This window comes from Vulgatibacter incomptus (genome assembly GCF_001263175.1).
Taxonomy (GTDB): domain Bacteria; phylum Myxococcota; class Myxococcia; order Myxococcales; family Vulgatibacteraceae; genus Vulgatibacter; species Vulgatibacter incomptus.
This window is the reverse complement of record NZ_CP012332.1, coordinates 145,539-158,099: the sequence shown is the minus strand read 5'-3', so window position 1 is coordinate 158,099 and position 12,561 is coordinate 145,539. Positions and strand designations below refer to the sequence as shown.

General features: G+C 69.4%; 10 protein-coding genes. 5 read left to right on the top strand and 5 right to left on the bottom strand.

Features of this window, described 5'->3' with window-relative positions; all coding sequences use genetic code 11:
• Window positions 1-71: 71 nt before the first annotated feature.
• The gene (locus tag AKJ08_RS00495; RefSeq protein ID WP_050724274.1) at window positions 72-1,985 is read right to left on the bottom strand and encodes an LTA synthase family protein; all 1,914 of its coding nucleotides are present in this window, start codon (window positions 1,983-1,985) and stop codon (window positions 72-74) included.
• 267 nt (window positions 1,986-2,252) lie between these two features.
• On the opposite strand from AKJ08_RS00495, the gene AKJ08_RS00490 reads away from it, so the two are divergent.
• Entirely contained in the window at window positions 2,253-3,116 is an 864-nt protein-coding gene (locus tag AKJ08_RS00490; protein ID WP_082342484.1) for a glycosyltransferase family 2 protein, read from the top strand.
• 96 nt (window positions 3,117-3,212) lie between these two features.
• On the opposite strand, the gene pruA is transcribed toward AKJ08_RS00490, so the two are convergent.
• Window positions 3,213-4,850 carry an L-glutamate gamma-semialdehyde dehydrogenase gene (gene pruA, locus AKJ08_RS00485; RefSeq protein ID WP_050724273.1) on the bottom strand — a complete coding sequence of 546 codons (1,638 nt, stop codon included), beginning with the start codon at window positions 4,848-4,850 and terminating at the stop codon, window positions 3,213-3,215.
• Window positions 4,851-5,067: 217 nt separating this feature from the next.
• On the opposite strand from pruA, the gene AKJ08_RS00480 reads away from it, so the two are divergent.
• Window positions 5,068-6,672 (top strand): hypothetical protein, encoded by a 1,605-nt coding sequence (locus AKJ08_RS00480; protein ID WP_157370372.1) that lies wholly within the window; start codon window positions 5,068-5,070, stop codon window positions 6,670-6,672.
• Between the two features lie 3 nt (window positions 6,673-6,675).
• Here the strand turns inward: AKJ08_RS00480 and AKJ08_RS00475 are convergent, their stop codons facing one another.
• Both AKJ08_RS00475 and AKJ08_RS00470 read right to left on the bottom strand, forming a co-directional pair.
• Window positions 6,676-8,187, bottom strand: a complete 1,512-nt coding sequence (locus tag AKJ08_RS00475; RefSeq protein ID WP_050724271.1) for a carboxypeptidase M32 — start codon at window positions 8,185-8,187, stop codon at window positions 6,676-6,678.
• A 122-nt stretch (window positions 8,188-8,309) separates the two neighbouring features.
• The gene (locus tag AKJ08_RS00470; protein WP_050724270.1) at window positions 8,310-9,224 is read right to left on the bottom strand and encodes an FKBP-type peptidyl-prolyl cis-trans isomerase; all 915 of its coding nucleotides are present in this window, start codon (window positions 9,222-9,224) and stop codon (window positions 8,310-8,312) included.
• A gap of 138 nt (window positions 9,225-9,362) precedes the next feature.
• Between AKJ08_RS00470 and AKJ08_RS00465 the strand changes: the two genes are divergently transcribed.
• From AKJ08_RS00465 to AKJ08_RS00455, 3 genes are all read left to right on the top strand, one after another.
• Window positions 9,363-10,166 (top strand): OmpA family protein, encoded by an 804-nt coding sequence (locus AKJ08_RS00465; protein WP_082342482.1) that lies wholly within the window; start codon window positions 9,363-9,365, stop codon window positions 10,164-10,166.
• Between the two features lie 2 nt (window positions 10,167-10,168).
• Window positions 10,169-11,059, top strand: coding sequence for a ChaN family lipoprotein (locus AKJ08_RS00460; protein WP_050724268.1), 891 nt, complete (start codon window positions 10,169-10,171; stop codon window positions 11,057-11,059).
• A gap of 113 nt (window positions 11,060-11,172) precedes the next feature.
• Window positions 11,173-11,652, top strand: coding sequence for a hypothetical protein (locus AKJ08_RS00455; protein ID WP_050724267.1), 480 nt, complete (start codon window positions 11,173-11,175; stop codon window positions 11,650-11,652).
• A gap of 30 nt (window positions 11,653-11,682) precedes the next feature.
• Here AKJ08_RS00455 and AKJ08_RS00450 read toward each other — a convergent pair whose 3' ends face one another.
• Window positions 11,683-12,336 carry a hypothetical protein gene (locus AKJ08_RS00450; RefSeq protein ID WP_050724266.1) on the bottom strand — a complete coding sequence of 218 codons (654 nt, stop codon included), beginning with the start codon at window positions 12,334-12,336 and terminating at the stop codon, window positions 11,683-11,685.
• Window positions 12,337-12,561 lie beyond the last annotated feature (225 nt).

Genomic DNA, 12,561 nt, shown 5'->3' with positions numbered 1-12,561 from the left:
GGCCCGATCTCTTCAGCCGCGCTTCGCGCGGGCGCTTTTCGTCTGCTCCGCCTTCGGCTCCGCGTCGATCATCAGTGGAGGGAGTCGTCCGCCAACGAGGCTCTCCCGGCCTTTGGCGCCGACTCCTTCGCTGCCGTTCGAACCGCCTTCTCGCGGGCGTCTTCGTCGCGGAGCACCCGCGATACCGCCATGTCCCGGGACGAGGCCTCGGCCAGCCGCTCGCAATCCGAACGGCGCTCCGCGGAGACCGCGTTGCATTCGGCGGAGCCGGAGTCCCAGACCGCGCCGGTGCCCAGGGCCGATCCGTCGGGGAACGTGACGACCGCTGGCTCGTCCTCCGAGCTCAGCAGGCTGCGGCCCGCGATCGGCAAACCGGCCGACGGGATCCCCAGGAGGTCGAGGATGGTGGGCATGGTGTCGATCTGGCCGCCGAAGCCCTCTCTCTCGCCGGCCGATGCGCCACCCGGCAGCCGGATCAGGAGCGGCACGTTCTTTTCGAGCCACGTCCGCCTGACCGCGTCGAGGGGCGGTCCCGAGTTGATCCTCTCGAGATCGATCACGCGGCTCGAGACCCCGTCGTGATCGCCGTACAGGACCACGATGGACTCGTCGAGGATGCCGCGCTCGCGCAGGGTCTCGAAGAACCCGCCGATGGCTCTGTCGCTGTACGCCACCGTGTCGAGGTATCGGGCGAGCACGTCCCCCCGTTCGCCGGGCGCCAGCTTGGTCAGCTCGTCGGGCATCCGGAAGGGCGTGTGGCTCGTGAGGGTCTGGACGAAGAGGTAGAACGGCTCCTCGAGGGTCGGGATGCGCGCGGCGACCTGGCGCAGGAGCGACTGGTCGGAGAGGCCGATTCCGACCAGCTCGTCGAGGTCGAAGTCGTTTCGACTGTAGGAGTGGTCGAAGCCCATCGCCCTCTCGATCTCCCGTGCGTTCCAGAAATCCGGCTCCAGGGCCTGGAAGGAGTAGGTCCGGTAGCCGCTCCGTGAGAGGACGCGCGGGAGGCAGTCGAGCTTCTGGCCCGCCATCACGTAGGAGGCGGGGTCCGTGCCCGGCGGGAGCATCGAGCAGTTGGTCGCGAACTGCGCGTCCGAGGTCCGACCCGCGCCGGCCTGATGGAAGAACCTGGGAAAGAAGAGGCTGTCCTCGGCGATCCGCGAGAGGGACGGCGTGTAACGCGGCGCGAGATCGGGCCGGAGCACGAAGGTCTGGAAAGACTCGAGCTGCAGGACGATCACGTTTTTTCCGTGGAACGCGCCCGAGATCCCCTCGGCCGCCCGCGCTCCCCGCCCCGAGATCCGCGACGATGCTTCGCGGATCTCGGACTCGGGCCTCTCCGGCCGAAGCGCGTGGAGGAGCACGTAGCGCCCTGCGTCATGGAGGTGGTAACCGAACACGGTCAGGGAACCCGCCTTGCGCGCGCTCCCGAACCAGGTCGAGCGCGCGCCGGGGGCGAGCGGCATCAGCATCCCGAAGAGCGCCAGGGCGACCGCTGCGCGGGTCAGGACTCGGAGCTTCCGCTGCCCGGGAGCGCCGGAGGAAAACGCGAACGGGATCGCGGCGAGCACGAAGGGGACCGCGTCGCTCCAGCGGAGCAGCGGCAGGATTCCGCTCCAGACATCGCCGAGCTGGGAGGCGTAGCGGAGCGACGTGATGGACGGCAGCGCGTCGAAGTTCCGGAAATAGAGGACATCCGTCAGCGCCAGCAGGTGGACGCAGAGCGCGAGGGCCGTGACGGCCCACCGGTGGATGCGCTCCGGCAACAGCGTCGCCAGCGAGACCAGGGCCACCGAGAACGCGACCGACTCGAGCACCCAGAAGATCAGGCGCTCCAGCGGGAACGTGAGGGTCGGATCGATCTGGAGCACGAAGACGAGCTGCCCGACGACCAGGGCCGCGACCGCTACCGCGTTGAAGGTGTATCTCCGCGGATCTCCCAGACCTCTCAGCCTGTCTCCGACGACCCGCAGGCGCGCGCCACCCATTTCGAACTCTCCTACACGAACGACGGCTCTGCGGTGGGGACGGGACCTGCGTCCTTTCGGAGACGGGTCGACCGGGAGCGCACTCTAAGCGTCATCCCGAGCGCTCGTCGAGAGAGAAGCGGACCGGTTCCGGTACCGGGGTCCCGTGGGCGTTTCAGATGTGCTCGCGGAGGGTCCGAGCTGCCGCTCGAGGCGCTCCTCATCCACCCGGATCGAGCGCGGAAACCGGCTTTGACAAGCCGCCGGCCAACGATGCATGGTGCCGCCATGCGTATCGGCGGCTTCGTCATTCACGGCAACAACCGGTCGACCATCGGCGCCTGCCTCGACTCCCTCCTCGCCGTCTCGGACGAGGTGATCGCGATCGATTCCTCCTCGACCGATGGCTCCGCCGAGATCGTGAAGAGCAAGGGCGTGCGCTCCCTCGACATCCCGTGGCAGGGCTACGGAATCGCCAGGGCGGCCGCGGTCCGCGAGCTCGAAGGCTGCGACTACGTCTTCTTCCTCGACTCGGACGAGCGCCTGGCACCGGGCGCCGTGGAGATCTTCCAGGAATGGAGGCGGTCGAATCCGACCCTCCCCTACTACCGCCTCGCGCTACGCGACTGGGCCGACCTGCCCACCGGCAGCTTCGTGCTGCGCACCGAGTGGAAGACCCGCATCATGCGGAGAGACATCGCCAACTGGCAGCCGGAGATGATCGTCCACGAGACGCTGCCCGATCGCGAGTGCGCGCCGATCACCGCGGTGATCGATCACCAGTTCGTGACCTCGATCCAGACCCTCGTCGACAAGCAGGATTGGTACGCGCGGCTCTGGGCGGTACAGGCCCACGCGGAGGGCAAGCGCGCCGACCCCACCTTCCTGAAGCGGGTCGGTCACGTGATCCGGAACTGCGTCGTCAAGGGCGGCCTCGCCCGCGGCGGCCTCGCCTCCGTACGGCTCGCCTGGGCCGTCTCCCGCTACCACGCTCGGAAGCACCAGTACCTGCGCCTCGTGCAGAACGGCGGGCTCCCGGAGATGGTGACCGCGTACCGCGAGAAGCGCTTCCTCGACCTCTACGCGTTGCGGAACACGCCGGCCGGCGGAGCGAAGCCGGCCCCTGGCCAGGAACCTCGCCCGACGGCCTGAGCGGTTCGGAGACCTCGATCGCAGCCGCCGGGCGGATGCGATCGGTCCCTTGCCGGAAGGCGCCCGCCCACGTGGGACGGGCGCGCTTCGGACCGACTACTCCGCGCCCTGGTGGGGATAGCCCACGGTGGTCGGCGGCGCGAAGTTCTCCTTGATCGTCCGCGGCGAGGTCCAGCGAACCAGGTTGAGGAACGAGCCCGCCTTGTCGTTGGTGCCCGAGGCGCGGCTGCCGCCGAAGGGCTGCTGGCCGACGACGGCGCCGGTGGGCTTGTCGTTCACGTAGAAGTTGCCGGCCGCATTGCGCAGCTCCCGGGACGCGGTGGCGACGGCCGCCCGATCCCGGCCGAAGATCGCGCCGGTGAGCGCGTACGGCGTCGACGAGTCGCAGAGCCGCAAGGTCTCCACGAAGCGATCGTCCGGATAGACGTGCATCGTGATCACCGGCCCGAAGATCTCCTCGCACATCAGCCGGCTGGCAGGGTTCTCGCTCTGGATCACCGTGGGCCGCACGAACCAGCCCTTGGAGCGATCCGCCTTGCCGCCAGCGAGGATCTTCGTGTCCGGGCTGGACTTCGCGAGCTCGAGATAGGCGGAGATCTTCTCGAAGGAGTGCTCGTGGATCACCGCGCCCATGAAGTTCCGGAAGTCGCGGACGTCGCCCATGGTGAGCTCCTCCGTGAGCGCAACCACCCGATCCCGGAGCTCCGGCCAGAGCGACGACGGGATGAAGGCGCGCGAGGCCGCAGAGCACTTCTGCCCCTGGAACTCGAAGGCGCCGCGGACGATGGCGACGGCGAGGGCCTCGAGGTCCTCCCGAGCGGAGGCGTGGGCGAAGATGAAGTCCTTGCCGCCGGTCTCGCCGACGAGGCGGGGGTACTGCTTGTACCGGCGCATGTTCTCGCCGACCGTGCGCCACATCGACTGGAAGACGGTGGTGGAGCCCGTGAAGTGGACGCCGCCGAGGTCGGGGTGCGCGAGGACCGTGTCCGTGACCATGGCGGGATCGCCCTGCACCATGTTGATCACGCCCGCGGGGAACCCGGCCTCCCGGAGGAGCTCCATCACGTACCAGTTGCTGAACGCGGCGGCCGGCGACGGCTTGAAGACCACCGTGTTGCCCATGAGCGCCGGCGCAAGGGGCAGGTTCGCGGCGATCGACGTGAAGTTGAACGGCGTGGCCGCGTAGACGAAGCCGTCCAGGGGACGGTAGTCGAGCTGGTTCCACATCAGCGGCCCGCTGATGGGCTGCTCGGCGATGAGCTGCTGAGCGAAGGACACGTTGAAGCGGAGGAAGTCGATGAGCTCGCAGGCCGCGTCGATCTCAGCCTGGAACGCGGTCTTCGACTGCCCGAGCATCGTGGCCGCGTTGAGGATGGGGCGGTAGCGGGTGGCGAGGAGATCCGCCGCCCGCAGGTAGATCGCCGCGCGCTCCGCGAAGGAGAGGGCCGCCCAGGCCGCCTTGGCGGCCAGCGCCGCGTCGATGGCCGCCTGCACGTGGGAGGCTTCGCCGTTGTGGAAGGTGGCGAGGACGTGTGCGTGATCGTGGGGCATCCGCGCCTCGCCGAGCTTGCCGGTGCGCACCTCCTGGCCGCCGATGATCATCGGGATGTCGATGCGCTCGGACGCCATCCGATCGAGCGTCTTCTTCAGCTCGGCGCGCTCCGGGCTACCGGGGGCATAGGAGAGAATCGGCTCGTTGGCCGGGGTGGGGACGCGGACGGTCGCGTGGATCACGGCACTACCTCCTTCGGGTGAAAGAGGGGGCTTATAGCGTGCCCGCCTCCGCCCCGAAACCCCGAGCTGGGTGGCCACCCGGCCACGACAGCCGTGTCGCGGTCCACCTCGCCGAATTCAGGCGATCCCCGCCGAAAGGGTGCCTCGGGCCATGTTCCGCTCGCGGCACGACGCTTGCTATTATCGGCACGTTCCCCTTTCGACCCGGAAGATCACGATGAAGCTCCGATTCCTCGCCGCTTCCCTGGCCGCAACCTCCGTCGCCTTCGCGGGCTGCTCGAGCTCCGAGAAGAGCGACCTCGACGGTCAGCGGGCCACCAACCTCCTCTCGTCCAACTCCCGCGAGGTCGCGGACCGCCTCGCGGCGGCGGCGGGTTTCCTCCGGGATTCGGACCTCGTTCGCGGCCTCCTCCCGCAGGGCGACTGTTCCGGGCCCTCCAGCGGCCCGGTCTCTCCTCCCTCCGATGACGAGTGGGGCTCTCCGGAGGACGAGTGCGAGCTCGATTTCGATCCCGCCGCGACCTCGCGCGAGCTCGCCGACTGGCTCGCCAGCCGCGTCTTCACCGAGGGCAACATCGAGTCGGAGCAGGGGGGCGTCGTCGTCTTCCGCCTCCGCAGCTCGGTCGTCTGCGATCGCCATGACGACGATTGCCGGGATCTCCTCGACCGGGTCGCCATCCGGCTCCGCGTGACCTCGTCGTCCGGCGACGCCCTCTCCATCGCGATCCTGGTCGACGGGAGCCAGCCGTTCACCGTCCGCCTCGATCCCCGCTCGGTGGGCGTGGTGGCGGATCTCGGGGCGATCCGGTCGACCTTCGAAGCCATCACGGGCGGCGATTCGGCCCCTGTCCGCGGCCCCGCGCGCTTCGGCCTCTCCTCGGACGATGACTCCGGGTTCCCGGATATCTCCGGCAAGGTCGAGCTCGTCCTCACCTCCCTCGCGGCGGATCGGGTCGAGCTCCGCGCCTCGGTCCTGGAGGCGATCGACGTTCGGCCCCACGACGCCGACGGGGCCGAGCTCCACGTCGACCGGGCGGTGCCGGCCTTCGTCGCCACCCTCGATGGCGGCAGCAAGAAGCTCGACCTCGCTTCGAGCCTAGGCGCTGTCGACCTCGGCGGGCCACTCGCCGCCCTCGTCTCGGGCGAAGGGGACTGCTACTACGATGACGAAGGGGGCTTGATCTGCGAGGAGGAGGAGACCACGACCGGGCTCTCGGGACACCTCGGGATCCACCTGGCCGGCCTCGAGGGCGCCACCTCCCTGGATCTCGCCAACGGCGCCGAGGCCCTCCGTCTCACCGGCTTCGGCCTCGGCAACGCCTCCAGCGTCGTGCGCCTCGACGGAGCGCCCCTCTTCCGCCTCGATCTCAACCCGAACAGCGGCCGCCACTTCGACCTCACCGCGACTTCCGATGCGGGCGGTACGAAGATCGAGGTGAGCCCGGGGTTCGAGATGCAGCTCGCGATCCAGCTCGCCAACGTGGCCGACCAGATCGAGGTGCCCTCGTGGGCCCTCGACGAGCTCCTCACCGTTCGCCTCGACGGCGCTGCGGCTCCTGCCGTGCGGCTGCTCCACGGGAGCGACGAGGCTCCGCTGCCCCCGCTGTTCCCCGACGACGCATTCGTCGCTACGCCGATGCTCGAGGTCCTCGCGGGAACGCTCACCCTCGAGTCGAGGTCGCTGCCGTCCGTCTCCGTGGCGGCCGGAATGTGCCTCTACGGCGATTCCGACGCGCCCAGCGTGGGCAGGGACGACCCCGCAGCGCCTGAGGCTGCGGAGCCCCATCCCTTCGAGGCCTTCACCGCGGGCGTCTGCCAGTAAGGCCTACGGCGCCAGCGTGGCGCCGTAGAGCGAGCGGTACTTGGTTCGCAGGTGGCGCAGGAAGGGCGCCGTGGAGAGTCCGGCGCCCGTCGCGCGCCGGACGATCTCCTCGGCGTCCCAGCGGTGCCCGTGCCGGTGCACGTTCTCCACGAGCCAGTCGCGGATCCGGGTGAGCTCTCCCGAGCGGACGACCTCATCGACGTCCCCGAGATCCGCGGCCAGCTTCTCGTACAGGATGGCGGAGTAGAGGTTGCCCAGGGTGTACGTCGGGAAGTAGCCGAGCTCCGCCCATGCCCAGTGGATGTCCTGGAGCACGCCCTCGACGTCGTTGTCGGGCTTCACCCCAAGGTAGCGCATCATTCGCTCGTCCCAGGCGGCTGGGAGATCCGCCACCGCCAGGTCGCCGCGGAGCATCGCGAGCTCGAGCTCGAAGCGCACGAGGATGTGGAGGTTGTAGGTGACCTCGTCGGCCTCGACGCGGACGAGCGAGCGCTCCACCCGATTTGCAGCGGCGTAGACCTCCTCCACCGAGACGCCCTCGAGGGCCTCGGGGAAGGCCCGGCGCAGGTGCGGGTGCTGGCGCTGCCAGAACGGCAGCGAGCGGCCGACCAGGTTCTCCCAGAGGCGCGACTGGGACTCGTGGAGCCCCATGGACGCCGCGTGGCCCACCGGATCGTGGGCGTGCTCCTCGGGGAGATTCTGCTCGTAGAGGCCGTGCCCGCCCTCGTGGATCGTGCCGAAGATCGCCTGGAAGGGGTTTTCCTCCGAGAGCCGCGTGGTGAGGCGGACGTCACCCCGCCAGATCCCGTCGGTGAACGGGTGGGTGCTGCGATCCTGCCGGCCGCGCTCGAAGTCGAAGCCCATGTCCCGGAGCAGGTGGAGGGTGAAGTCCCACTGCCGATCGACCGGGAAGCGGTGCCGCTCGACGCGCCAGCGCGGCGGAGGCGGCGCGTCGGCCAGGGCGGCCACCATCCGGATCAGCGCGTCCCGCAGCTCGGCGAAGATCGGCTCGAGCCGGGCGACCCGCATCCCCGGCTCGAAGCCCTCGAGGAGGGCGTCGTAGCGCTCGCCGTCGTGGCCGATGACATCGGCCTGCTCCCGCCGCAGCTCGAGGAGGCGCGCGAGGTGGGGCGCGAAGGTCGCGAAGCCGCCGTCGGCCCGAGCCGCCCGCCACGCCTCCACGGACTTCGACTGCCGCTCGGCGAGCTCCCGCACGAGGCGGGCCGGGACCTTCACCGCCCGGTCGCGCTCCCGGGTGAGGTTGCGCACCATCGCGGCCTTGGCGCCATCGAGGCCGGGCGCGATCGCCGCTGCCGCCAGACCATCGCCCAGCTCCTGGGAGACCAGCCTCTCGTGGATCAGCGACTGGAGCGCCGCGAGCTGCCGGGCGCGACCATCTGCGCCCCCGGGTGGCATGAAGGTCTCCTGATCCCAGGTGAGCAGGCCCACGATCGACCCGAGGTCCCGCAGCTCGGCCATGCGGCGCGAGAGCTCATTCCAAGCCTTGTCGTCCATCGCAGTCTCCTCAAACGGCACGGGGGCCGCATCACGCAGCCCCCGCACTCGATTCAATCAAATTTTTCGTCTCGCCAGGGGCGAAGCCGCTTTTTTTTGGCTCCGCCTCTGGCCGCGCTGCGTCAGGGCGAGACGATCTCGAGGAGCTCGACGTCGAAGACGAGCATGCCGGCGGGCCTGCCGGGCATGCCCTTGTAGGCGAGCTCCTCCGGGATCCAGAGACGCCGCTTCTCGCCGGGAACCATGAGCTGCAGCCCCTCGGTCCAGCCGGCGATCACGCCGTTCAGCGGGAACATCGCGGGGTCGCCGCGCACGACGGAGCTGTCGAACATCTTTCCGTCGGTGGTCCAGCCTGTGTAGTGCACGCGCACCTGGCTGGTGCCCTTCGGATGATCCTTGCCCTTGCCCTTGGCGAGGACCTTGGACATGAGGCCCGAGCTGGTCTTCTGGGCGTCCTTCGGGGGAGCGGACACGTCGGCGGGCGCGGGGATCGGCTTCGGCGCCTTGGCGATGTCGATGAGCTCGACGTCGAAGACGAGCATGCCGGAGGGAGCGCCCGGGCGTCCCTTGTAGGCGAGATCCTGCGGGATCCAGAAGCGGCGCTTCTCGCCCTTGACCATGAGCTGCACGCCCTCGGTCCAGCCCGCGATCACGCGGTCGAGGGGGAAGCGAGCCGGCTGGCCCCGGGTAACGGAGCTGTCGAACATCTTCCCGTCGGTGGTCCAACCCGTGTAGTGAACCACCACGGAGTCCTGCGCCTCGGCGTGCTCCTCGCCGGTGCCCTTCTCGAGGACCTTGGAGGCGAGGCCGGAGGCGGTCTTCTCCGCGTCGGCGGGAGGAGCAGCCACGTCGGCGGGCGCGGGGATGTCGGAAGGACGGGAGGGGGTCGGGGGCACGTTCACGTCCTTCTTCTCCTGGCTGGGCGCTGCGGCCGTCTCAGCGGCCTTCGCATCCGGGCTCGTCTCCTTCGAGCTCGAGCAGCCCCCCGCGAGGGAAAGGGAAAGAGCAGCAACGACGAGGGTATGGGTCCGATTCATGGCGCAGCACGAGACCACATCCAGCGATCGGCGTAAAGAAGCGAGCGACCGGCCAGATACTCCAAAATATCTCAATCCGCTTGTAGACTGAGCGGCAAACCAGGCGCCCCCCATTCGGGGCACAGGAGGAACCAGACGATGAGACGACTCTTGATCGCTCTTCCCCTCGTCCTTGCCGGCTGCGTCGGCACGGGCACGCACGAAGCCGTGCTCAAGCAGCTCGACGAGTCGCGGACCTACGGGCGGCAGCTCGAGGACGAGCTCGCCGGCCAGCAGAAAATGGGGAGGGCCCTCGCGGACGTGAACGCCAGCCTCGAGAAGCGCCTCGCGGCGGAGGGCCTCGAGAAGGCCCAGCTCCTCAAGGATCAGACGGCGCTGCGCGCCTCGGTGGAGGAGATGGAGAGCGCGCTCCGCGAGCTGAACCGCCGCAAGATGGAGACCGACGCCCGGATCGCGGAGTACAAGAACCTGCTCGCCCGCTTCCAGAGCCTGATCGACGCCGGCAAGCTCCGGGTGAAGATCGTCGAGGGGCGGATGGTGGTGGAGCTCCCGACGGACGTGCTCTTCCGCTCCGGCCAGGCCACCCTCTCCAAGGAAGGCCAGGACGCGATCGCCGAGGTCGCCCAGCTCCTCGCCGAGATCCCCGACCGGCGCTTCCAGGTCGAAGGGCACACGGACAACGTGCCCATCGCCACCGCGCAGTATCCGTCCAACTGGGACCTCGCCGCCGCCCGCGCCCTCCGCGTGGTCCGCACGATGGTCGACTCGGGGATGCCCCCCGAGCGGATCAGCGCCGCCAGCTTCGGGCAGTACGCGCCGGTGACGTCGAACGACGCGAAGGAAGGCCGCGACTCCAACCGCCGGATCGAGATCGTGGTGGTGCCGGATCTCTCGAGCCTCCCGGGCTTCGACGAGCTGAACCGCGTCTCCCGCACGGAGTAATCGTGCTCGTGGGCGGGAGGGAGGCGCTATCCTCCCTCCCGATGCCTCGTCCGCTCCTTGTCCTGGCCCTGATCGCGCTCGCCGCGGGCTGCGCCCATGTGCGGCCCAAGGAGGGGCGGAAGCCTGGGAGTCTCTTCACCTCCTCGGGGAAGCCGATCGGCCTCGAGGCGCTGGCGGATGGCGCCTCGGACCATCGCTTCCTCCTTGTGGGGGAGCTCCACGACGACCCGTGCGCACACGTGGTCCAGGCGCGGCTGATCGCCGCCCTCGCGGCGGCGGGAGCGCCTCCGATCGTGGGCCTCGAGATGGTGCCCACGGAGCTCCAGCCGGTGTTGGATCGTTTCACCAATGGTGAGCTCACCGTCTCCGAGCTCTCCGAGGCCCTCGACTGGAAGGGGATCTGGGGCTTCGACTTCGGGCTCTACCAGCCGATCTTCGAGGCGGCCCACCGGTGGCAGCTCCCGGTCGTGGGCCTCAACCTGCCGAAGGACGTCGTTCGAACCGTGGGCCGCGAGGGGATCGACGCGCTCCCTCCGCAGCAGCGTGCCCTCCTCCCGAAGATCCTTCCTCCTCCACCGGCGCAGGAGCGGATGCTGCGCGAGGCCTTCGAGGCCCACGCCGGCGCGCTCGGCTCGGACGCGAGCTTCCAGCGGTTCATGACGGTCCAGTCGCTCTGGGACACGCAGATGGCCAGCCAGGCGTTCGCCTGGAGCCTCCGCCTCGACCGCAGCGTCGTCGTCCTCGCGGGTGCCGGCCACGTGGTTCAGGGCTGGGGGATCGCCTCGAGGCTGCGGACGCTCGATCCCGGGGCGTCGCTCCTCGAGATCGTGCCGTGGCACGGCGAGGAGCCGTTCGATCCCGCGGAGGGAGCGATCCACTACTTCTGCCCCTGACGCCTGGCCTGCGCCGTCGCCTGCTGTCCGAGCCGCCCTCCGAGCCACCCGAATGGGAGGGATGCAGCTTGTGACAGACCCGCCCCGAAGGGCGCTCCACAAAGGGAGGACGGATGTCGCTACCACTCCACCGGCTACTCGCCGCCATCGCCGCAGGCTCGCTCCTTCTCGGAAGCGGAACGGCCGTGGCAGCGGGCACCCACGCGATCGACGCGCGCAACCCGAGCTCGCGCGTCCAGCAGAAGGGCGGAAACGACCAGCAGGGCGACCAGCAGGGTCCGATCGAGATCCTGATCGTCCAGGGCTACGTGAAGTCGATCGACGGGCAGAGCATCACGCTCACCGCGCCGGGGGCGAAGGCGGATCTCCCGCTCCGGCTCGTGCCCGACACCCGCTTCATCCAGGAGGAGAAGGACATCGCGCGGACCGACGTCCACGAGGGCCAGCTCGTGCGCGCGGCGCTCGTCCCGATGGGAGACGATCTCCTCGCGGTGGTGGTGGAGCTGGTGCCCGACGAGGGCGCCGACCAGTCGAAGCCGAACGAAGCGCCTCCGAGCCAGGCTCCGAACGCCGGACCGCCGTCGGCCCTCTGACGGGCTCCCCCGATGCTCCTGGGCGGCCGGTCAGAACCCTACGCCCAGGAGGACGAGCGTGGACATCTGGTCGGCGCCGCGGCTCGTGACCGGCAGGAAGTCGTTGAAGAACACGAGGAGGTAGCTCGCCCGGGCACCCACGATTACGTGGGTCTCGGTCGGATCGGCGTTCCGCGGTTGCAGGTGGATGTCGACGCCCAGCCCGAGCGGGACCTTGACCAGCATGTCGTCCTGGATCGAGTGCTTCACGCCCTCGTTGTCGCGCACGTTCACGAAGGAGATCGCGCCGCCAGCCAGGGCGTAGGGCTCGAAGACGCCGAATCGGGGGCTGATGCGGAGCAGGAGCTGCACGCCGTTCTCGAAGATCGAGACCGAGGGCGCGAGATCCTCCACCGAGGTCGAGTAATTCGCTCCCTGGTACGAGAGCTCGATCCCGCCGAGCCAGAGCGGCTTCCAGCCGATCGAGACGCCGTAGGCGAGGCCGCTGCCGGCCAGGTGGGCCGCAGCGCCAGGGAAGAACTGCACCCCGATCTGGGCCTGCGCCTCGAAGGTCTGGACCCACTCTCCGGCCTGGCGAGGCGTCCCGGGCTGGTGCGCCGGCGGGGGCGGCTGCGCCTCGGCTGCACGGGCTGCGCCGACCGTGAGGAGCAGTCCGACGGAAGCCCCCAGCCAGCGTGCCGCCATCGATCCTCTCCGCTCGCAACCAGGCCCTGGCAAATCCGGCGTTCGAGCAAGAGATAGGTCGCAGGCCGCTGCTCCGCCATCGGGTGAGGGACCTCGGAGCGTGTGAAGAAATCGCCCCCGCGGAGCGGGAGCGACTTCTTCAGCCGCGCTTCGCGCGGAAACGCTCTTCTTTTCGTCTGCTCCGCCTCCGGCTTCGCGGGAGCTCGTGAATTTTTCACGAGCTCT